This is a genomic window from Rhizobium sp. RSm-3 (assembly GCF_001854685.1).
GTDB classification, from domain to species: domain Bacteria; phylum Pseudomonadota; class Alphaproteobacteria; order Rhizobiales; family Rhizobiaceae; genus Rhizobium; species Rhizobium ecuadorense.
The window spans coordinates 41,178-61,163 of the sequence record NZ_MAWZ01000017.1 but is presented as its reverse complement, the minus strand read 5'-3'; the positions used below and the strand labels follow the sequence as shown (position 1 = coordinate 61,163).

20 protein-coding genes and 1 pseudogene are annotated in these 19,986 nt (G+C 60.8%); 7 read left to right on the top strand and 14 right to left on the bottom strand.

The features are described from left to right. Positions 1-83: 83 nt before the first annotated feature. On the bottom strand, positions 84-4,760 hold the full coding sequence (gene traA / locus BBJ66_RS17235) for a Ti-type conjugative transfer relaxase TraA (RefSeq protein ID WP_071088540.1): 4,677 nt from the start codon (positions 4,758-4,760) through the stop codon (positions 84-86). 173 nt (positions 4,761-4,933) lie between these two features. Between traA and BBJ66_RS17230 the strand changes: the two genes are divergently transcribed. The 3 genes from BBJ66_RS17230 to traG are packed head-to-tail and all read left to right on the top strand — an operon-like array spanning position 4,934 to position 7,360. After that, on the top strand, positions 4,934-5,221 hold the full coding sequence (locus BBJ66_RS17230) for a TraC family protein (protein ID WP_012489501.1): 288 nt from the start codon (positions 4,934-4,936) through the stop codon (positions 5,219-5,221). Then, complete coding sequence (locus BBJ66_RS17225) at positions 5,211-5,450, top strand: conjugal transfer protein TraD (RefSeq protein ID WP_009983795.1); 240 nt, start codon at positions 5,211-5,213, stop codon at positions 5,448-5,450. The genes BBJ66_RS17230 and BBJ66_RS17225 overlap by 11 nt, the downstream gene beginning before the upstream one ends. Further along, on the top strand, positions 5,441-7,360 hold the full coding sequence (gene traG / locus BBJ66_RS17220) for a Ti-type conjugative transfer system protein TraG (protein ID WP_012489500.1): 1,920 nt from the start codon (positions 5,441-5,443) through the stop codon (positions 7,358-7,360). The genes BBJ66_RS17225 and traG overlap by 10 nt, the downstream gene beginning before the upstream one ends. A gap of 8 nt (positions 7,361-7,368) precedes the next feature. On the opposite strand, the gene BBJ66_RS17215 is transcribed toward traG, so the two are convergent. Together BBJ66_RS17215 and BBJ66_RS17210 are read right to left on the bottom strand one after the other, a co-directional pair. Next, entirely contained in the window at positions 7,369-7,638 is a 270-nt protein-coding gene (locus BBJ66_RS17215) for a type II toxin-antitoxin system prevent-host-death family antitoxin (protein ID WP_009990963.1), read from the bottom strand. 158 nt (positions 7,639-7,796) lie between these two features. Next, positions 7,797-8,279, bottom strand: a complete 483-nt coding sequence (locus BBJ66_RS17210; RefSeq protein ID WP_010066437.1) for a hypothetical protein — start codon at positions 8,277-8,279, stop codon at positions 7,797-7,799. Between the two features lie 503 nt (positions 8,280-8,782). On the opposite strand from BBJ66_RS17210, the gene BBJ66_RS17205 reads away from it, so the two are divergent. Next, positions 8,783-9,088: a WGR domain-containing protein gene (locus BBJ66_RS17205; RefSeq protein WP_012489498.1), complete on the top strand. Its 306-nt coding sequence runs from the start codon at positions 8,783-8,785 to the stop codon at positions 9,086-9,088. A gap of 82 nt (positions 9,089-9,170) precedes the next feature. On the opposite strand, the gene BBJ66_RS34985 is transcribed toward BBJ66_RS17205, so the two are convergent. The 5 genes and pseudogenes from BBJ66_RS34985 to BBJ66_RS35320 form a co-directional block, all read right to left on the bottom strand. After that, positions 9,171-9,338 (bottom strand): hypothetical protein, encoded by a 168-nt coding sequence (locus BBJ66_RS34985; protein ID WP_004676096.1) that lies wholly within the window; start codon positions 9,336-9,338, stop codon positions 9,171-9,173. Positions 9,339-9,683: 345 nt separating this feature from the next. Then, a complete protein-coding gene (locus BBJ66_RS17200; protein ID WP_004676095.1) occupies positions 9,684-10,007 on the bottom strand; it encodes a DUF736 domain-containing protein in 324 nt (107 codons plus the stop codon). Between the two features lie 604 nt (positions 10,008-10,611). Further along, a complete protein-coding gene (locus tag BBJ66_RS17190) occupies positions 10,612-11,010 on the bottom strand; it encodes a type II toxin-antitoxin system VapC family toxin (protein WP_008536014.1) in 399 nt (132 codons plus the stop codon). Further along, complete coding sequence (locus BBJ66_RS17185) at positions 11,007-11,273, bottom strand: type II toxin-antitoxin system Phd/YefM family antitoxin (RefSeq protein WP_004676093.1); 267 nt, start codon at positions 11,271-11,273, stop codon at positions 11,007-11,009. The genes BBJ66_RS17190 and BBJ66_RS17185 overlap by 4 nt, the downstream gene beginning before the upstream one ends. A 387-nt stretch (positions 11,274-11,660) precedes the next feature. Next, positions 11,661-11,920, bottom strand: a pseudogene (locus BBJ66_RS35320) (toprim domain-containing protein); the annotation flags it as partial. A 310-nt stretch (positions 11,921-12,230) separates the two neighbouring features. On the opposite strand from BBJ66_RS35320, the gene BBJ66_RS17180 reads away from it, so the two are divergent. From BBJ66_RS17180 to BBJ66_RS17170, 3 genes are all read left to right on the top strand, one after another. Continuing rightward, positions 12,231-13,421 carry a DUF1173 domain-containing protein gene (locus BBJ66_RS17180; RefSeq protein WP_012489493.1) on the top strand — a complete coding sequence of 397 codons (1,191 nt, stop codon included), beginning with the start codon at positions 12,231-12,233 and terminating at the stop codon, positions 13,419-13,421. Between the two features lie 437 nt (positions 13,422-13,858). Then, entirely contained in the window at positions 13,859-14,380 is a 522-nt protein-coding gene (locus BBJ66_RS17175) for an excisionase (RefSeq protein WP_032984850.1), read from the top strand. Continuing rightward, entirely contained in the window at positions 14,370-14,942 is a 573-nt protein-coding gene (locus tag BBJ66_RS17170) for a PIN domain-containing protein (protein ID WP_010067915.1), read from the top strand. Before BBJ66_RS17175 ends, BBJ66_RS17170 begins: the two co-directional genes overlap by 11 nt. A 43-nt stretch (positions 14,943-14,985) precedes the next feature. Here BBJ66_RS17170 and virB11 read toward each other — a convergent pair whose 3' ends face one another. Genes virB11 through BBJ66_RS17140 form a run of 6 tightly spaced genes read right to left on the bottom strand, consistent with a single transcriptional unit; the run spans position 14,986 to position 19,984 of the window. Further along, the gene (virB11, locus tag BBJ66_RS17165) at positions 14,986-16,014 is read right to left on the bottom strand and encodes a P-type DNA transfer ATPase VirB11 (protein ID WP_012489491.1); all 1,029 of its coding nucleotides are present in this window, start codon (positions 16,012-16,014) and stop codon (positions 14,986-14,988) included. Positions 16,015-16,022: 8 nt separating this feature from the next. Continuing rightward, positions 16,023-17,195, bottom strand: a complete 1,173-nt coding sequence (gene virB10 / locus BBJ66_RS17160; protein WP_012489490.1) for a type IV secretion system protein VirB10 — start codon at positions 17,193-17,195, stop codon at positions 16,023-16,025. A gap of 8 nt (positions 17,196-17,203) precedes the next feature. Next, the gene (gene virB9 / locus BBJ66_RS17155; protein ID WP_009996879.1) at positions 17,204-18,061 is read right to left on the bottom strand and encodes a P-type conjugative transfer protein VirB9; all 858 of its coding nucleotides are present in this window, start codon (positions 18,059-18,061) and stop codon (positions 17,204-17,206) included. Continuing rightward, a complete protein-coding gene (locus tag BBJ66_RS17150; protein WP_029875461.1) occupies positions 18,058-18,729 on the bottom strand; it encodes a virB8 family protein in 672 nt (223 codons plus the stop codon). The genes virB9 and BBJ66_RS17150 overlap by 4 nt, the downstream gene beginning before the upstream one ends. Before the next feature lies 1 nt (position 18,730). Further along, on the bottom strand, positions 18,731-19,012 hold the full coding sequence (locus BBJ66_RS35315) for a hypothetical protein (protein WP_012489488.1): 282 nt from the start codon (positions 19,010-19,012) through the stop codon (positions 18,731-18,733). 39 nt (positions 19,013-19,051) lie between these two features. After that, positions 19,052-19,984: a type IV secretion system protein gene (locus BBJ66_RS17140; RefSeq protein ID WP_009996881.1), complete on the bottom strand. Its 933-nt coding sequence runs from the start codon at positions 19,982-19,984 to the stop codon at positions 19,052-19,054. Positions 19,985-19,986: the final 2 nt, after the last annotated feature.

Sequence of the window (19,986 nt, the reverse complement as noted above, 5' to 3'; positions counted from 1 at the left end):
AAAGAAAGATCGATCTTCGGACAATCGGGTGATAGTGCTTTTTCAATCAACCATACATTTGTCCGCTCTCTTTTTCCCGACCCTCAGAGGTTGATGCCGCGACTGCGGTTGGCGGTCTGTTGGCGCCGCTCCACTATGATCTGCTCGCTGCTCTGCAGGCGGACAGTCTGCTGCAGGACCTTCAGCCGCTCCTGCATCGCCGCGAAAGCTCCGCGCTGCGCCGGTGGCACTACGTTGGCGATATCCTTATCGCCTCGGACGAGGGCATTGCGACCAAAGCGCTCGTCGAGCGCTCGGCTGACAGCGGCAAACTCCCGGCCAATGCCCGGATCGAGGGAAGCGGCGGAAACACTCAGCTTCCTGCTGTCCTTGCTCACCTCGACCGTCAGGTGCGCCAACGCCTCTTCCGCAGCTTTCGAAAGAGCTGGAATGGCAACCGCCATGCGCCGCCGTTCGTCCGTGATAGCCTGGCGTTGTGCATCGAGGGCATTGAGGTGGGCCGCACCGAGCGCGCGCAGGCGCGCTGCAGCTTCCGGCACGGCCGCCACAGCCTCTTTCCGCTCTCGGCCAGAGGTCAGCATCCGGTCCATCAGGCGATCCGAACCACGCAAGGCACCATAGGCGGCAGGATTGTTGGTCACCGCGGCTCCAATGCGCTCGGCGGCAAAACCTTTCTGGAGAAGTTCCTCGATCTTGCCGACGACTTCAGCCGGATCGCGCCAGATTGTCGTTGCCGCGTTCGCCAGTGCCGCACGCTGCTGGCGATAGACAGGCGAAGCAAGAGCCCGAGATCGCGCCTCGTCGTCGATCGGAACCTTGAACTCGGTGACGGCGGCAAACATGGGCGGCATGATGATTTTCTCCGTCCCTGGCTCTTTGCTCAAATCGGCACTCGCGCCGGCGACGACCTTCGAACGATCCCGACGTTCGGCGAGGTGCTGCTCGTCGGCAAAGCGTCGCACGGCGTCGAACAAGCGGGTCAGCTTTCCGCGCCATTCATCCGTCAGGTCCTCCGGCATGCGCTCGACAATGTTGCGTTCAGCGATCGCATCCGCCTTCGCGCTAAATGCGCTCCAGCCAAAGCGGGCCGTCAAAGCTTCGCTCACCGCCTTGATCTCCCGCACCACCGATCGATCTTTGGCGGCGAGCGCAAAGGCCGTCTTATAAGCATCGTCCCCGCCCTGGCTGCGCACCGCCTCGATTTCCATCAGACGTGCCATGGCGCGTTCGGAGAGCGCCGGGATCGACAATGACATATGCGCGCGGCGCGTCTGCTCGCGCAGTTCGAACCGTTCGGCGTTCCTGCGGAACTCGGTCGCATGGGCACGGGCCATCGGAAGCAGTTCCTTCACGGCCGCGACAGCGAGATTGCGCTCTTCACGCGCCGCGCGTCCGTCGACGATCAGCTCGGAGCCACGCAGCCGGCCAAGCCGACCAGGGGCTGCCGCAAGGTCGTCGGCGAGCCTGCGGGGTGCGACCCCGATATCCGACGCCAGTGCATTCAGGGAGACGAGCGCTGCATCCGGATCCCGGTAGATCTTCTGCAGCAGCGGCCGCAGGATCACCTCCCGCTCCGTCCAGGCCGGCGACGCAAGCTGCGCCAACCGCGCATCCTCCTCGACGCTGCTGACAAAGGACGTGGCCGGCGGGATCAGATAGCGTGTTTCAGCAGCACTTGCGCCCGAGACGGAGTGGGATGCAGTTCGCGCGTCACTGGACGTCGCTTCGACCATCGTCTGGCTCCGCTCTTCATTGTAGGCGACCCGCCGTTCCCGCTCGATGGCAAAGCCGAGCGCCACGCTTGCCCTCTCCCAGAGCTTTTCCACCTGCTCCCGCTTTGCGGCAATCCACGCCCAGCGCCGGGTAAGGCTTTGCTCCATCTCGGCGGCGGCAAGCGAGAGATGATCAAGCCCGCGGCGCCGGGCGAAGTCGTTAGCGTGTGCGCGGTAACTGGCCTCGCTCTCAAAATCGAGCGTCGTCGTCTTGGCACCGGAGCGCGACAAGCGTTCGACGAGCGGATTGAAGAGTTCCGGCCGATGACTTTCCCGCTCGATGCGCTCCTGTCGTGCGCTAGCGGTCTCGACCTGGCTGGCCGTCCAGACGTTGCGATCGACCTCCCTCTCCTCGTAATGCTTGTGACCTGTCTTCTCGTCGACTACGGCAATCTGGACCTTGACCCGCTCGACACCATCCTTTCTGAGCGTCACGGTGTCGCCTTCCTGGATGCCGGCCTCCTCGAGTGCCTTCGGCAGGCTCACGCCCCAAAGCCGATGGACGGTTCCGTCGTCCGCCCTGACGTCGGCATAAGGGCTGTCGTCGGCATCCTCGTCATCAGGCCGGAATTTGGCTTCGCCGGTTTCGACAAGCTCGCCGGTCACACCCGTGGCATGATCGACACGCGGCTTGCGTCCCCATTCAGGTTTTGCCGCAAAATCTTCTTTGGCCGCATAAAGATCGACGCGGTCGCGATGCCTCGTCATCGACACATAGGTCAGATGCTGGTCCATCATCCCGGTTGCCAGCACGAAGGTGCGATCGACGGTAGCGCCCTGCGATTTGTGGATCGTTGCGGCATAGCCGTGATCGACATGTCGATAGCTGTCTTCGCTGAAGACGAGCTTGCGGCCGTTGTCGAGCAGAACCGAAAGCAGCGGATCTCCACGCTTGTCGCCGGTGGAGACGACGGTGCCGAGCATGCCGTTCTTCACATACTGTGGCCCGGAGTGCTTGGCGCGCGGCTCAAGGAAGCGAGCGTTCTCCAGGAAGATGATCCGATCGCCGGCGGCAAATTCCCGTACGCCCCGCTCGCTCCGGAAGCTGCGGCTTTCACTGAGCGCTCCCTCCTGCGTCATCACCGATCGCAGCGCCTCGTTCAACTTGCGAACATCGTCGTTGGTGTGGGCGAGCACCAGCAGTTCATCACCGCGAAGGCGGCCATCCCCGCCCTCAGACGTTGATCGCTCTATTGCCTCTCTGCGCGCAGCAGCCCAGTCGGAGACGATGCGATCGATCGTTTCCTCGCGTGACCCTGCCTCGACCAGATGGCCATGCCGGGCATAGGCGTCGAGGCCCTTCTCGACCTCGCCGCGGGCAAACAGCCGCGAGGCATTACGTGCCCAGGCCTCACGCTGGCGGCGCACGCCGACAAGCTCTGCAAAGCCGATGCGTTCGGTAATTGCCCGGAAGGCAGCACCGGCCTGGATCGGCTGCAGCTGCATCGCATCGCCGACCAGCACGACCTTTACCTCAGCCTCCTCGGCAATCTTCAGCACACGGGCCATCTGCTGCGAGGCCACCATGCCGGCCTCGTCGATCACCAGCACATCACCGCGATGGAGCGTATCGCGCCCATTGCCCCAGGCCAGTTCCCAGGAGGCAAGCGTCCGCGACTTGATGCCGGAACTGTCTTGCAGCCCTTCCGCGGCCTTGCCGGCAAGGGCTGCACCGATCACCCGGTGTCCCTCGCTCTCCCAGGCAAGACGTGCGGCAGCAAGCAGCGTCGATTTGCCGGCGCCGGCAAGGCCTACAATAGCGGCAATGCCACCATCACCGGTGACATGACGGACAGCATCGACCTGCTCTGCATCGAGCCGAAACGGATTCTTTGGATCGCCGCTCTCCACGCGTTCGATCGCCACCGTCACATTCCGCTCGGAAACACCGAAGCCGCGACGCTCCGACAAAACCCGCGCCGACTGCGCCATGTCGTATTCGATGCGCAGCATCTCCCGCGTCGTAAACACCGCGGGCTCCGACACCTTTCCTGTCTCTGCCTCGATCTCCTGCGGCTTCAGTATGACCAATTGGTCCGACGCCATCAGCCTGGCGCGGATGTTGGCAAAATCGGTGGGATCGTCGACGTAACGGTGCAGCGCCCTGGCGATATCCCTCTCGTCGAAGGTAGAGCGTTCATTGCCGAGCTGCTTCAGCAAAAGCTCCGGCTCTGAAAGCAGCCGATCGGCCATCTCCTGGCGGCGGGCGAGATCGGCCGGCGCGAAGTGGAGCTCCCTGCCCTTCCTCGCCAGCGCCGCCTTCTCCGGCCCGAGATGTTTTTGCGCGATCCCGTCGAGGCCCTGTTCGGCATAGGAGCGACCGTCGAGGCGGATGTCATGTCCGGCCAGCGCCAGATGCCGGTTGGCCGTTTCCGCCCAGGCGATCTTCCACGCTCTCATCGTTTCCTTGTCGCCCGCCCAGACTTTGTAGACGATCTTGCCGTTCGGGCGGTCCGGCGTGACGACACGCAGCGGCTTGCCACCCTCACCAAGCACTGGAACCTTCTTTGCCCCGAACCCCTCCTCCGTCGCCGGCCGGAGCGTCGTCATCAGGTGGATGTGCGGGTTGCCGTCCTTGTCGTGATAGACCCAGTCGGCGATCATTCCTTTCGAGGTGAGATTGTCGCGGACGAATTCGCGCACCAGCGTGATATTCTCGGCCCGCGTCAGCTCCTCCGGCAGCGCGATGATCAGTTCGCGGGCGAGCTGCGCATCTGCCCGCGTCTCGAAGGCGTCAACGGCATTCCAAAACACTTCGCTGGCCTTGCTGACGGACTGACCTGATATCGCCGACCGCAGCCAATCCGGGATCTCATCCGGCAGCGCCAGTTCCTCATACATCAGTTCGCCCGCCCCACCGCGATAGCTGAACGACGTTCCCGCCTGCTCGTCCATCATCCGGGCGCGGTGGCGATAGGCGGCAGCCGAGACGATGCTGCGTCCCGATCCCCTGCTGATCACCTGCGCTCTGACGAACATGATCGCCACTGGCGTCTCCAGACTGGCCCAAGCACGTCGCGACAGCGACGTATATTGCGCCCTCAAACAGATCGGACCGAAGGGCCGATGCCGCTTTTCTGGTTGCACGGTAGCGCATTTTACTGTTTTATTCTAGTTAGTATAATCGCCCCTTCGACATCAAAGCAGAAAAGGAACCAGGAATGGCGACAAAATCATCGATTTCCGATCTCGACGCCCAGATCGAAAAGCTGCGCGAACGCAAACGATTGTTGATAGTTAAATCGGCCGAGCGGTTTGCCCGCGCCGCGACCAGAACCGGGCTGGCGGAGATGGAGATCGCCGACGAGGAGATCGATCGGATCATCGAGGAAATCGCCGCGCGATTTCGGAAGGGGGAAAGGAAAGGCGCCGCTGGCCCCACTCCTCAAACGCGTCGACCAGCAGATAGCGGCGCTGGAGCGCAGGGGCAGGTTCCAAATGACGGCTGACCGCAAGCGCGACACGCGCGAAAAGATCCTGCTCGGCGGGATCGTCGTCAAAGCCGGGCTATCGAAGGCGGATCGGGCGTTCCTGCTCGGCGGCCTCATAGAAATGGCAAGGCTCGTCCCAGGCTCCATCGAGCATCGGCGGCTGCGCGATATCGGCGAAGAGGCTTTCAAGGTCTCCTCTCTGAGGAACGGTTCATCGCATCTCGAGGAGAAAGTAAGATGGGCCTAAGAGGGAAACCGCATCCGAGCCTGTTACTCGTTTTGGTACCGATCGCCGTCACCACGATCACAATCTACATTGTTGGCTGGCGATGGCCGGGACTCGCCGCCGGCATGTCCGGGAAGATAGAACACTGGTTCCTGCGCGCAGCACCTGTGCCGCCTCTACTGTTCGGACCTCTTGCCGGACTTCTGACAGTTTGGGCCTTGCCGCTGCATCGGCGAAGGCCGGTCGCCATGGCAAGCCTTTTGTATTTTCTCGGTGTTGCCGCGTTCTATGCGCTGCGCGAATTCGGCCGGCTTGCACCTGCTGTGCAGGCCGAAGTGATCACATGGGATCGAGCGCTGTCCTATCTTGATATGGTCGCAGTCATCGCCGCCGTCGCCGGCTTCATGGCAGTGGCGATGTCGGCCCGCATCTCCGTCGTCGTCCCAGATGAAATAAAACGTGCCCGGCGTGGAATATTTGGAGATGCCGATTGGCTGCCCATGACGGCAGCAGGAAAACTGTTTCCGCCGGAAGGGGAAATCGTCGTCGGTGAGCGCTATCGGGTCGACAAGGAAATCGTCCATGCGCTTCCCTTCGATGCAAACGATCGTAGCACCTGGGGACAGGGCGGGAAGGCGCCATTGCTCACCTACAGACAGGACTTCGATTCCACCCATATGCTGTTTTTCGCGGGATCGGGCGGATACAAGACCACCAGCAACGTCGTCCCGACGGCGCTGCGCTATAGCGGGCCGTTGATCTGCCTCGATCCCTCCACCGAGGTCGCACCAATGGTGGCCGGACACCGAGCCCGCGCCCTCAAGCGCGAGGTCATGGTGCTCGATCCGACGAACCCGATCATGGGCTTCAACGTGCTCGACGGGATCGAAGCATCCAAGCAAAAGGAAGAGGACATCGTCGGCATTGCCCATATGCTGCTGTCGGAAAGCCTTCGCTTCGAAAGCTCGACGGGATCCTACTTCCAGAACCAGGCGCACAACCTCCTGACCGGTCTGCTCGCCCATGTGATGCTCTCGCCCGAATATGAGGGCCGGCGAAGCTTGCGCAGTCTCCGCCAGATCGTTTCCGAACCGGAGCCCTCGGTGCTCGCTATGCTGCGCGACATTCAGGAGCATTCCGGTTCGGCCTTCATCCGCGAAACGCTCGGCGTCTTCACCAACATGACCGAGCAGACGTTTTCGGGCGTCTATTCCACAGCATCGAAGGATACCCAGTGGCTGTCGCTCGACAGCTATGCCGCGCTCGTCTGCGGCAATGCCTTCAAATCGAGTGATATCGTTTCGGGCAAGAAGGACGTCTTCCTCAACATCTCCGCATCGATCCTGCGCTCCTATCCGGGCATCGCTCGTGTGATCATCGGCTCGCTCATCAACGCCATGGTGCAGGCCGACGGCGCCTTCCAGCGCCGGGCGCTGTTCATGCTCGATGAGGTCGATCTGCTCGGCTACATGAGGGTGCTCGAGGAGGCGCGCGACCGCGGCCGCAAGTACGGCATCTCGATGATGTTGATGTACCAGTCGGTCGGGCAGTTGGAGCGGCATTTCGGGAAGGATGGCGCGACGTCATGGATCGATGGCTGCGCTTTCGCCTCTTACGCAGCGATCAAGGCGCTCGACACGGCGCGCAACGTCTCTGCGCAATGTGGCGAGATGACGGTGGAAGTGAAGGGCAGTTCCCGCAACATCGGCTGGGACACGAAGAACAATGCATCCAGGAGATCCGAGAACGTCAACTTCCAGCGCCGGCCGCTGATCATGCCGCACGAGATCACCCAGTCGATGAGGAAGGACGAGCAGATCATCATCGTCCAGGGGCATAGTCCGATCCGCTGCGGCCGGGCGATCTACTTCCGGCGAAAGGAGATGGATCAGGCAGCTAAGGTCAATCGTTTCGTCAAACCGGTGCTATGATCGTGGTTTTATGAGCGGCCCACCTCGTCCTCGCCGGCATAGGCGTCGACGGCGTTTTCGAGTTCGGCAAAAAGCTCGTCGGGCATCGTTTCGATAGTGCCGACGGTGCGTCGGTCTGCCTGCCTGATCAGTTGCTGATAATCTTCGATATTGAGGAGAACCAGCCGGGGTTTGTTCCGCTGGGTGATCGTCACCGGATGGCGCAGCGCCTCGACGATGATGTCGCCGGATTTACGTGAGAGGTCACTGGTTGAATACGTCCCGCTTGGCTTCGGCATATGGGCTTCCTTGTTGCTATCGCTGGGATTTACAGCATTTACAACATTACTGTGATTGTTGTGAAACTTCGCAGCCGTCCTTCCTCGGCTCACTTGAGGGCCATCGGCAACTGAGAGGCAACCTCGTCTGTCGCCTCTCAATATGTGAGATGGTGCTGCTACCACCATGACCAAACGGCGCGCCCCGCATAGACCGGGATGCGAGTTGCCAACGTGATATCCTTGATGATCGGCGCCAGCGAGCCGAGTTCGTCCGCAATCAGCGCAACGAGCTCAGGATAGTTGATATCGACGCCAGTGTCGTCGGCAGCCCAAGCGCTCATCCAATCGCCGCCGTTGACGCGGAATTCACGCGTGTCGTAATCAAATTCGAGTTCGTCCAGCAGATTGATAGTGAAGCGCCCGAAAATCTCGATCTCGCCCTCCAGCTGATATTCGGCGAATTCATCCTCCCCGATGAGAACACTTCTTTCCAATTCCATGATGACGCGGATCCGATCGATTGCCGCGTCGAGCCCCTCAACCAGGCGATCGTGAAGCTCTCGTGAAAAATCGCTGTCGCAGCCGAAGCGGTTTGCCAGGACGACGAGCCGGAAGCCGGCAAGCTTGGTGTAGAGCATGAGGTTCTGATCGGTTGTCACAATGTGATTTCCTTCATCTTGATGACGGAGATCGGCCACTCTGTTGCAAAGAGGGGTCAAGGACCGCGGAACGCGGCTCGCAAGCGGGGGAACCGATTTTTCCAGAGCGCAGTGAAACGCAGCAGCGGAAAAATTGGGGGAGACGCGCCGTCCTTGACGCCGGATTTGCTGGAGTAAAATTGGACGTCAGAGAGAGAAGAGACCCGCGGACCCGAAGGGGACGCGACCGTTTCCGGCGTGAGCCGGCAGCAGGTGTCGAGGATAGAACCCCGCCCTGCGGCTAGGCAATTCGCTCACGTCATTCCGCGAGAGGGGGCGTGACCGGAGGCGCAGACGGTGTTCGGGCTCCGTGAGCGGAGCGAATAGCACCCGGCAGGCGATTGGCCGGCTCGCCCAAATCCATGATCTTCGGCTTCGACGATCATCACAAAAATGAATCGGTGTGGGCCGATCGATTCATAAGTGTCGTTAGACGCAAAAGCTGGAAGAGGCGACTCTCCGTCATGCTCACTCAACCCTATCAGCTCTACATCGAACGCACGGACGCGACGAAAAACATGGCGCGCTTCTACGCGCTCGCAATCGAACCGACGTTGTTCGGCACACCTTGCCTGACGCGGCGATGGGGACGCATCGGAACGATCGGACAAGCCATGGTGCATCACTTCGACAGAGAGGAGGATGCAGTCCGTATGTTCCTCGAACTTCTCCGATCAAAACGGGCGCGCGGCTATAGGCCGAACACAAATGCCGGACGGGAACCCATGGTCCGGGCTGTCCGCGGAAGTCTTCCTGGTCCTTGCCGGTGATTATCGGCGTGAAGCGCAGCTTCGGGTCGACGCGCCGGTCGATCCGGCGCGCCGGCCCAGGCGAGGAGGCAAACGCCGCGCCTCAGAAGGGTGGCGCGGCGTCGATGGCGCCCTCCTGCTCGGCGATAGCCACCCTCAGTTCGGCCCGAGCGATCTCCAGCTCCGCTTCGATCTGGCGGCGCTCAGCCGGATCGGCGTTCCTGAGCTCGGCCCGCAGTTCCTCAACCTGAATTTCGAGTGCAATCGTCATCGTCGTCATCTCCTGAAATGTGAAAGATGACGCCCGGGGTCGTGAGGATCGGGCCGGGTCAAGGATCGCGTCAGCGACCGGCGGAGCCGGCGAGCGGAGGAACCGATTTTCTGACGGTGCCCTTCAGGGCGCCGGCTGAAAATTGGAGGGGCCGCGAAGTCCTTGAGGCGGCACGAGCCTCACGGCAGACTTCAAGTATCTGGGCAGACAGGGTCCTTGGTCTCGTGTGGCACGACAGGAGGATTGAAAGCGGGCTCGATGCCCGCTTTCAATCCCGCTATTGCGCGCAAAACTTGAGATACGACGAAGCCGGCCCCGATTGCTCGGGGCCGCTCGCTTTGTTCTTCAGTTCGGGCTGTTCCAGAGGATCACCTTCTTGCTCGGATCGCCGCCGGGTGCCGGTGCGAGATTGCCGAAGATCACACCGATCTCGGGGGCCTCAAGCTTCACTGAGAGGTATTCCTCGCCGGTCTGCCGCGCGATGCGGTTCCAGGCGGCGCCGATCTCGAAGCCCGTCTTGCGGTGAATGACGCGGTAGTCGGGCGCTTCTTCGCTTGCCTTGCTGGCATTTGGGACGATGGCGATCGGGGCGTTGACCCGGATCGTGGCGAAGACGCCTTCGAGGATGCCGTCGGTCTTCTGCGTGAGCGTTGCGATCGTGGTGGCCATGGTTGTTGTCTCCGGTTGCTCGGGACCATTCCCGATGGCGCACGAAGAGACGGCCGACCTGCTGCGGTCAGCTCGCCTGAAAATTTTGCAAAATTCTATTTTCCACCAGGACAAGCGAACCGAAATCGAATTTTGCAAAAATTTCGGGCGAGTCTTACCCCTTCAGGGGTTGGCCGCAAAAGCAGGCGGTCGTCTATATGAGCGACATAAAACGGGAATGGTTCGGGGCAATCGAAGGCTGCGACAAACCATCATGGCCCCCTGGTCCAAGCACTGGGGGATATTGCCGCGCACTCCACGGACGCTTCGCCCGCATGTCGATCAACATAATCCCTCGCCCACTCCCGGCTGCGGCAGGCTGTGAGCACCTCGATAGCATTTCTGCTGATCGGCGAGGTCGCCGCGGCACCGCATTGCCGTCTGCAGACCGTGCTCCAATCCCGGGTGAAGCTGTTCACGCGGGTGTCGAATGAGTGATCTTCCCCAAACGTGCCCGCTCCCAAGCACCTGAGCCGCCGATGGGTCGCCAGGTACATCGCCATTGGCAAACACGCACCCGGAACAATCTGAGCCGGCTTCATCCGCGGAGCCAAGCTCGGTGAGATCACAAGGCAACAGGATCGGAGCAAGTCACAAACGGAATGCCATAAAGCGCGACATTTTGATCGTCCGAAACCAAATACGCTCCCTCCGCCACGGCTTGCGCCATGAGCAGATGATCGAAAGGATCGCGGTGATGAAGTGGAAGAGCAGCGAGAGCGATAAGATGCGCGTCCGAGATATCCAGCCGGTCGAAACCTTGATCCGGCAAAATCGCAACAATCTCTTCGATATCGGCATCAAGTTTGCCGATGCGCAGCTTCACAGTGATTTCCCAAAGGGAGACAGCACTGACGAGGACATCATTCTCGGGATCGCCGATAAGGCGACGCGCATGGTTCCCTAGCTTCTCGTCGTCGTTCAGCCACCACAGCAAGGCATGTGTATCGAGCAGCAGCCTCACGTCCCGTCTTCCATGGACTTCAGAACATCCGCCGGCAGACCATCGAAGTCATCGGCAACTTTGATCTTTCCGCGCAACGCGCCTGGTTTCCGCATGACGACGCCGGCTGACGGCGGGCCGATTTCGGCGACAACCTTGTGATGGGACGTCAGGACGAACCGCTGGCCGTCTTCGACCTGCTTGAGGAAAGACGTCAGGTTGCCGCGAAATTCCCGCACGCCGACACGGCGGGGAGATGGTATCTGCTGCCGAGATTGGGTCATGGCGAAGCTCCGTTTCAACGGCAAATGTGTACACAATTTTTACGAAATGCAAGCATCTCCTTCAGCCGTATGGACAGATGGCGCTTACGCGCCATCTCCCGCCGCTTGCCAAACGGAGATGCCAAGTCGGCGAGCCTTGTCGGCCAGATTGCCGGTAATGCCGGAGCCGGGGAAGATGACGACGCCAGCCGGCATGACCGAGAGCATGTCGTCATTGCGGCGGGAAGCCAGGGGAAGAAACCTGAGCGACCCGCTGAAGGCCCGCCCGCCGCATGGTAAGGGTCGCCTCTCGGCAGGCCCGCGGGGCGGGCGCCTACCCGTGCGGCGACCGGCAGAGACCGGCCATCCTGTAGGCCCTCACGCCCTCACCTTCCCCGTCCGGCTCGATCATGCGGGCAGAAAGGCCAGAGCGTTTTCCAGAACGAGCTGCGCCCTGAGATTAGCGATGAGCCGTTCCGGGCTGAGCCGGCGCAGATCCTCGTTGAAGTCGCCGAGCTCCGGGGCAAGCACTAGCGGCAGGATCCCCAGCGCCTGGGCGCGGCAGCTCAATCCCTCGATACGTGCCGGCCGGCCGCATCGACGTCAGCTGCGATGTAGAGACGCCGGCAGCCATCGGGCAGTCGGAAGGCGGCAAGGTGATTGGCGGTTCAGCGCCGGCCGGCTCGAAGGGCTGGGTAGCCCGCGATTAGAACTCACTTTATGCTGGCGCAGCCTCTACATTTTGACGGGCTGACGTCTAATCAACGCACCGTTGACTTCTAATTATCATGATCGTTAATTTTAATTTTTGGAGGCTGGAATGCACGTATCTTCTTTCCTGCCTATGGCGTTGAAATCGGCCCCAGCGGCCGTAACATTTACATACTAACTAATTTGCGCTAGTAAAGTCCGCGAAGCTCATGCTACGCCTTCCTTTTACGGCTCGATCAGCCTTTGGTCAGGCAAGGGAGGAACGACGTGCGACAGTTTTTGATCGGCAACCAGGCGTTCGACGACAGTTCTCCAGAGTTTCTGCCGCAGCTCGAACGCGCTTACGAACAGAAGCTCAGGCCATTTTGCCCGTGTCGGCAACCGCCGGTGCCGATGTACATTGCCCGGATGGATGGCCAATTCCTGATCAAACGCATGCCGCTCTCAGGCCGGCAGCATGATCCCGGCTGCTCGTCTTACGACCCGCCGTATGAGCTATCCGGCCTCGGGCCGTTGATCGGCAACGCCATCCAAATCGACGCGGCGACCGGTGCGGCAACGCTGAAACTCGATTTTTCGCTGTCGAAACGAGGGGGCCGATCGACGTCGACATCGCCTTCGGAGCCGTCGGAGACTGTGCGAAGCGAGCCCAAGAAGCTCTCGCTCAGGGCGATGCTCCATTATCTCTGGGACATGGGGGAGCTGACGGAATGGACCTCGCTATGGGCCGGGAAACGCGGCTGGGGGCGCGTGCGCAGCAGTCTGGTGAACGCGGCAAAGCAGATGATCGTCCGCGGCGGCCCTCTCAGCGATATCTTGTTTGTCCCGGAAGTGTTTCATCAGGACGACAAAGAGGGGATTTCAGCGCGGCGTGCGGCTATGTTGGCCGGTGCCCAGTTAACCGGTCCCGGTCCGCGGAAACTGATGATGACCGTCGGAGAGGTAAAGGAATTTTCCTCAGCGCGCGATGGCCAGAAGATGCTGGTGCGCCACCTGCCTTTCCCCTTCATGCTCGATGAGGGTGCGTGGAAACGGTTGAATGCCCGATATGAAACCGAACTGGAACTGTGGCGATCCAACGAGGGGTTTCATCTCATCGTCATCGCCACGTTCGGCATTTCGGGAGCGGGGATAGCTTCGGTCGAGGAAGTGGCGCTGATGGTGGTCAACGAGAACTGGATCCCGTTCGAAACCATCCATGAACAGCGTCTCCTGGAGCGGCTCTCAAGCCTGAAGCGAAGAAGCGTGAAAGGACTCCGGTTCGATCTTTCGCGCGACCAGCCGATTGCCTCCGTGACCTTACCGGAGGCAAAGCCAGCGCCGATCGCCATGTTCATCGTTCCGACGAAGGCCGACGAAGACTATGACGTTGCACTGAATGAGATGATCGCCGCGAGAGCCGAGATGACGCCGTGGATCTGGCGTGTGGCCGACGGCGAAATGCCGCGGCTGCCATGATCCACACCAGCCTCCTTGGTCAGCGACGTAGGCGCCCTAAAAGGAAGCCATCGCCCGGGCGATTTCGAATGCGTGAAGCTATATCCCGGTCAAATCGGCCCAGAGAACTCTCTGCCATTTCTGCATAGCTGCACTGCACAAAAAATGTTTTACCAAGCGGTCAAAATATGAGCATATTGTCTCCAGTTGATGCAGTCGATGGTTTTCCTCCCAGTGCCATCGTATCAGCTGTTCCCCTCTGGAGGTTATTGACCTTCACACCTTAAAGGGCCCTGGTTTTCCAGCGGCCCTATTTTTCTGCATAGTTGGTGAGGCGGCCCCTTTGCATTGCACGATCACATCGGAAGCGGAGCGCTTGCCGTTGGCGGTAACCCACGCTTCAAGTTGGCGGGTCGAGCTCGTTCGCCGCGCGCTCCTATGGCACCCGGAAATCGGAGATGGAAAGGGGAAGACATTTCAGTTATTGCAGTTATGAGCGACTTGCCCTATATTCATGGTCAGAGGTGTTCGCCATGACCAGCCATGTTCTTCAATTTACCAAGTTGTCTGATCGCGACCGCAAGGCCGTCGCGCCTATGCCAAATCTGGCGGAGGGCGACCAACTGGAACTACGGATTCGCCGTGAAGGTGGACAACTTCAAACCCTTTTTCTCCCTGCCTCGGCTCTCGCGCCTGTCGAGGCACTCCTCGATCATCTGTTGCGCGGTAAGCGCGTTGCCGTGCTCACGGAAGATCAGGAATTGAGTCCGACCGACGCCTCCACCATCCTCGGCATCTCACGTCCTCTCGTGGTGCTGCGCATGGATCGCGGCGATCTGCCCTTCCGCTATGTCGGCAAGCACCGCCGAGCCAAGTTGAAGGATGTTCTCGCGCTCAAGGCCAAGCTCGATGCTCGCCAGGAAAGCCTCGACGCGCTGGCCGAGGACACAGAGGATCTGATCGTCAATCATGGCCTCTAAGCCGCCTGTTGCGGTCTATGATGCCTGCGTCCTCTACCCTTTCCATTTGCGTAATGTCTTGGTCCAGTGTGCTTTCGACGGTCTCGTCGACGCACGCCGGACCGACGACATCCACGCCGAGTGGATTCGCAATCTGGCCATTCGGCTCACCCGAGATACCCTTCTGGAAGCGACCCGTGATCGGATCAAGGACGTTTTGCCCGATGCCGATGTCGGCAACCATCGAATTCTCATCCCCGACCTCTCGCTACCGGGTCCGGATGATCGTCATGGTTTGGCTGTAGCCATCGCCGGAAAGGCTTCTGTGATTGTCACGGGGAATCTCAAGGATTTCCCAGCCGCGGACCTTCGGCCTCATGGGGTGACCTGCGTATCGCCAGACAATTTCCTCGTGGGCCTCCATTCCACCTTTTCGAGCGCATTGATCGACAGCATCAGGCGCGCCCGTTTGAATTTACGCAAGACGGTGCCGGCGGTTCACGAATTCATTGATGCACTGGACCATCAGGGGCTCCGCGCGTTTTCAGTGGTCCTGCATGACAAGGCCGCACAATTGGACTGACGGTCGAGACCGACAGAATTGTTAGAGGCCCGGACGCAACCCGTTAAGCTCGATCCGACGAAGAGCGGCCGAGGTCAGTCGCGACGTCTCGATAGTAGATCTCGCTCACCCGAAACCGGCCGTCGATCCGCTTGCATTGGATGATGATGTCGACCGCGATCGTCAGCATCTCGCGGATGTCGTGCCGTTCGAGGTCCCCACCACCCTCCGACTCCTTGACCAGCAAAGTCAGCTGCTCAAAAGCGAGGCGGGCCGAGTCGGCATGGACCGTGGTGATGGAGCCAGGATGGCCGGAGTTGACATTGCGGATGTAGTAGAATGCCGTCCCGTCCCGCAGCTCCTGCAGCAAAATGCGGTCGGGCCGCATGCGCAGGCAGGATTCGAGCAGGTCCTTCGCGCCGACCTTGGCGAGCCCCTGCCCGCCTTTGGAGTAAAGGAGCCGAACATGGTTGGGCTGCGGGACCACCAGCTCGGGAGTGTCTTCGATCGAAATAATCCGCTCGCTTTGCGGAATGTGGCGGATCAGCGCTTTCGATAGAGTTGTTTTTCCCGACCCGGTGGCGCCGGAGATGATGATGTTCTTTCTTGCAAACACCGCCTCCCGGAGAAACGCCTTGTAGGCACCGATGCGATAGTATTCCAACAGCCTATGGTCTGATCGTCGCCCGTCGTCTTGGGCCGGCACAACATCGGCGAACAATCCCCCATGATCGAGATCCTCCAGGGTCAACGACACGGAGGATGGCTTACGGATGGTGATGCTGACGGTTCCCTTCGTCGTTGCCGGCGGGATGACGATCTGAATTCGCTCATCATCCGGCAAGGTCGCCGACAGGATCGGTCGCGTCTCGTCGATCGACTGATTGGAGAAGCTCGCGACCGAGCGGGCGAGACGCATCAACCTGTCGAAAGAGAGTTCGGGCATCTCATAAGTCTGCCATCCCTCCCTACCCTCCGTGACGACCTGCCCCGGCCGGTTGACGATGACCTCATAGAGCGTCTTGTCGCGCAGGAAGCGTGATAGCGGCGAAAGCAGTTCTCGCACGACGCCGGAGTCGGCAGCTTCAGTCATTGCCGAACCTATTTTGTCACGAGCTTCGAGGAGGGGCCGAAATCCCCAAGCACGGCGCGGTCATAGACGCGATTGCGGGGCTCCGTCACGCGAAGCCGATAGACGCTGGAGAAATCGAGATCGCGCGCCACGAAGATCGAAACGAGCTCGCCCTGATGTTTCATGAGCGTCGGCGGAATGTTGATCGACTGCTCGACGGCGATCGCCGCTGCCTGCTGACCGGCGCTGGCGGTGTTTTGCGCGTTGACATCACCGTCCTGCAGCCGGCTGCTTGCGTAGGAGCTGGCATCGCCGACAATCGACAGGAGCATTGCGCTGCCAAACCGCTCCCACCAATGGGTGTCGACATAGCCGTCGATGCCGGCGCGGCCGAGCGCATCGGTTGCAGGCGACGCCAAAGTGATGATCACGCCTTTCGGTGTCTTCGCCCGGCTCCAGAGGACGAACAGACGCTTTTGTCCACGCCGAATTCCGCCGCGATATTCACCGACAATCTGCGTGCCTTTTTCCATCAGCACAACGCGGCCGTTATCTGAAAGAACGTCCCGGTTGATGACGCAGCTCGTGAACCCCGGCTGATCGGAGGAGAGCGCGGTCTCGAGAACGCAGGGAATGGATGTCCCCATGGCGACGATGAAATCACGATTGCCCAACGTGCCGGCACGCGATCCCTGCAGTTGCGTCGGCGTCAGCAAGCGGTTGAAGTGCTGGTCCTCGTTTTCGCCCTGCGAGCCGAGGTCTGCTTGATTGTTGCCGAGCGGCACATAATTCGAGGCCTGATCCGACGCCTCGCCCTGATCCTGCCGCCGCGTTGCCGGCGATTTCTCGCCGCCATAGGCGATGACCGGCGCACGGCGGGCCGCATCGAGCAGCTTGTCGCCGTCGGTCGGCGCCTGCTCGGCGGCGACAGGCGTCGGGAGCTGGACCTGCGGCGGTGTCGCCACCGGCTGTGGCTCCTTCGCCGGTTCGAAATCCGATGTCTGCCGGATGACAACGCGCTGCTGCTCGGCACCGTCTGACGGCTTGTCCTGCCCTCGCATCGACCAGAGAGCGAACGCGACAAAGACGACGATCGCCAAGGCGACAGCGCCGCGTTTGAGGATCGGGTTATTGTCGAGCCGGCCGCCGGCCGACGTCTCGGCGCGCTCGCCCGGAATCTGGGTAATCTCTTCCTCGGCCATGTTACCTCCTATTGCGCCGCGCCGGGCGGCACTTTGACGACGCGCTCGACCGATGGTGACGTCGTGTTGGTCTCGGGATTGGTGCCGACGCGATCGTAGGCTTCGTTGAAGACGCAAAGCACGTCGCCGCCACGGCGCAGTATGAACTTGCGGCTGATCGCGTGAACGAGGACGAGATTGCCGTCGACTGACTTCGGAACCAGGCTTTCGCTGCCGTCGGAGTTTTCCATATAGATCGCCGGCATTTCCTGGTTGCCGGCAAAGGCGAAGGTGGTGACCTTGCCGTTGTCATAGACCGCTTGCGGTTCGAGCGCCTGGGACCCTTGCGCCGAATAACGCCAGTTGCGCGGTCCATAAGCTTCGTGAAGGGCAAGCACGCGATCTGCCTCGCCGGCCTGTGCCGCCTGCGCGCGCGCAGCTGCTTCCTGCCGGCGCCGCTCCGCCTCATCAGCGGGATAGCGGTATTTTACATAGAAATAGGTGTTCTGACCGGCTTCGACGCTGCCGTCGCGGACGGTGAGTTCCATCTGATAGCTGCGGGTCGAGCCGTCCCGTCGTGTCGTCACGACCGAGATATTCGTCACCGGCTGATTTTCCCTGGGCTTCAGGAACAGGATGTTGCCGGCCGGCGCCACTTCCCAAGCAACGCTGTTGCCAAGCGCCACATGAGCGATTTCCTCGTCGGCGGCGAATTCGATTTGCACCGAAGACCGCAGCGTGCCGACGACTTTGGTGATGTTATAGGGCTGGTAGTCGACGAAACGGATGCGGCTGTCCTGCGCGGCGCCGCGCGGCGTCTCGAGGGCGAGCGCTGCAGACGAAAACCCGGTGGCCAGGATGAGCGGAAGGAGAAAGTGCGGTCTCAATTGATGGCCTCCGGATCGGCGCGATATTCGCTGACGACGAAGCCGAGCGGATTGGTCAGCCGGTCGGTCGAGGACATCGGAGCGTTGGCATAGGAGAAGGTCAGGGTCGCAACCCAGTGCGTGGTGCGCACCTCGTCACCGCGGGTCACGGTCCTCATATAGCGGACGGATGCCACATTGGCGTTGATCAGCGAGATGGAAACAATGTTGATCCGCGACGTGGCGCTGCGGCCATAAATGTTCTGCGGGGAATCGGGATTGCTGCCGCGGTAGACTGTGGCAAATCGAGTCTGCTCCGGCTGCGTCGATAGCAACGCGACAGTGCGAAAGTTCTCCTCGCCTTCACTCCAGACATAGCCTTCGCGGGCGCGGACATATTTGGCCGCGAAATATTTGGTGACGGCCTCGTCGTAGGTGCCGGCGGTGGATGTCAGCGCCGAGACCACATCGACGATGCCGGTGGAATTGTCGACCCGCACGACGAAGGGCTCGACGGTTTTCAAAGGCGTGAGGCCGGCAACAGCAAAGACTGAAACGGCAGCAAGGATGCTCGCGCAAACAGCGACGAACCAGGCAATGCGGGCGGAACGCTCGACCTGGATCATCCGGTCCTGATCGAACCGGCGGGCCTTGTCGAAGTAACTTTTGAGGTTATCCGTGGTCACCATGTCACTCGCCCTCGCATGGACGGTAGGAGCCCGCGACATCGAAATGCGCGAAAGCGGCCGGCGTAACTGAGGACGGCTCCTGCACATAGGCAGCGGCGTGACTGGTCGGCTCAGCGGGAACGGCCCGGGTCGCCGGCTGCTCGCCTCCACTGTCCTGCCATTGCCACATGGCGCGGTTCAACGGCCGGCGGGAATAACCATCACATTTGGGTAGCGGGTGGGACATCGAACCGCAGCCTACGAGACCGGCGGTCAGCAAAAACGACAAAACGATTCGGAGCATCCAAAAAACCTGTTCAATTGTCTGAAGCGTTGGTGACCGTCATTCGGTCCGGCCTGGAGTCAGGCGGCGGCCGACGGAACGCGCGCCGCGGCCGGCCGCTCTCACTGTGCGGGATGTCGCCCAGGCGAGCGTGCTTTCATGCGCATCGCGGGCGGCGCCGTAGCCGTAGGTGAGCGACGCCCCGCCCGCCGCAAGAGCCGAAGCAATGCCGGGCAGTTGGTAGAAGACGTAGAGGGCGGCAACGCAAATGGCGCAGAGCGCGATCGGCCGCATCAGCACGTCGCTATAGCTTTCGATCGCCGTAAACGTCGTATCGATGCAGGTGATCAGCAGCGAGCCGATGGCAACGACCAAGACCTGAAGGATGACGAAATTGACGAGCTGGCCGATCCAGGATTCCGTGAATCGGCGGGTCGACTGGAACATGGCGAGCGCGATGAAGATCGGACCTATTGCCAGCACGATGGCAAGCGCCAGCCGGGCATAGAGCGAAACTATATAACCGATCGCCGCGACAAGAAAGCTTGCGCCGATAACCAGTAGGCCGCCCACGCCGGTGACGATATCGATAGGCCAGGAGCCCCGCGACCATATCTCTTTGGCGCATTTCTGGCCCTTATCGAGCAGGCTGTCGAAGGTCGACGCGCTCGGCGCCGTGCCCGAATTCAGCGCCTGCGAGATTTCGCGCGGCAGCGCATCGAAAAAGATATTGGTGACGTAGGTCTGATAGTCGCCGGCGTTCCTCACCAGCATGACGATGATGGCGAGCTTCATCGCCCGGAAGGCGAATTCGAGGATCGGTTCCTGCACGGAGCCGCGCAGAACGAGATAACCGTAGAGCACGACATAGAGGGTGAGTGCCGCCGTCAGCGGGCCGCTGACCCAGCTGGCGATATTTGAGGTGCCGGAGGAAATGAAATTTTCGAGCGGTGTCTTGAACTGTCCGTCGACGAAGCTGAAGACCTGATACATCG

Coding starts and splice junctions, on each gene's coding strand:
- BBJ66_RS17225 (WP_009983795.1), top strand. CDS start 5,211: ATGACGGCTGACCGCAAGCGCGACACGCGCGAAAAGATCCTGCTCGGC.
- BBJ66_RS34985 (WP_004676096.1), bottom strand. CDS start 9,338: ATGACGATTGCACTCGAAATTCAGGTTGAGGAACTGCGGGCCGAGCTC.
- BBJ66_RS17200 (WP_004676095.1), bottom strand. CDS start 10,007: ATGGCCACCACGATCGCAACGCTCACGCAGAAGACCGACGGCATCCTC.
- BBJ66_RS17175 (WP_032984850.1), top strand. CDS start 13,859: ATGGAAAGGGGAAGACATTTCAGTTATTGCAGTTATGAGCGACTTGCC.
- virB10 (WP_012489490.1), bottom strand. CDS start 17,195: ATGGCCGAGGAAGAGATTACCCAGATTCCGGGCGAGCGCGCCGAGACG.
- BBJ66_RS17185 (WP_004676093.1), bottom strand. CDS start 11,273: ATGACCCAATCTCGGCAGCAGATACCATCTCCCCGCCGTGTCGGCGTG.
- BBJ66_RS17205 (WP_012489498.1), top strand. CDS start 8,783: ATGCTCACTCAACCCTATCAGCTCTACATCGAACGCACGGACGCGACG.
- BBJ66_RS35315 (WP_012489488.1), bottom strand. CDS start 19,012: ATGCTCCGAATCGTTTTGTCGTTTTTGCTGACCGCCGGTCTCGTAGGC.
- BBJ66_RS17215 (WP_009990963.1), bottom strand. CDS start 7,638: ATGCCGAAGCCAAGCGGGACGTATTCAACCAGTGACCTCTCACGTAAA.
- BBJ66_RS17140 (WP_009996881.1), bottom strand. CDS start 19,984: ATGTATCAGGTCTTCAGCTTCGTCGACGGACAGTTCAAGACACCGCTC.
- BBJ66_RS17230 (WP_012489501.1), top strand. CDS start 4,934: ATGGCGACAAAATCATCGATTTCCGATCTCGACGCCCAGATCGAAAAG.
- traG (WP_012489500.1), top strand. CDS start 5,441: ATGGGCCTAAGAGGGAAACCGCATCCGAGCCTGTTACTCGTTTTGGTA.
- BBJ66_RS17150 (WP_029875461.1), bottom strand. CDS start 18,729: ATGGTGACCACGGATAACCTCAAAAGTTACTTCGACAAGGCCCGCCGG.
- BBJ66_RS17170 (WP_010067915.1), top strand. CDS start 14,370: ATGGCCTCTAAGCCGCCTGTTGCGGTCTATGATGCCTGCGTCCTCTAC.
- virB11 (WP_012489491.1), bottom strand. CDS start 16,014: ATGACTGAAGCTGCCGACTCCGGCGTCGTGCGAGAACTGCTTTCGCCG.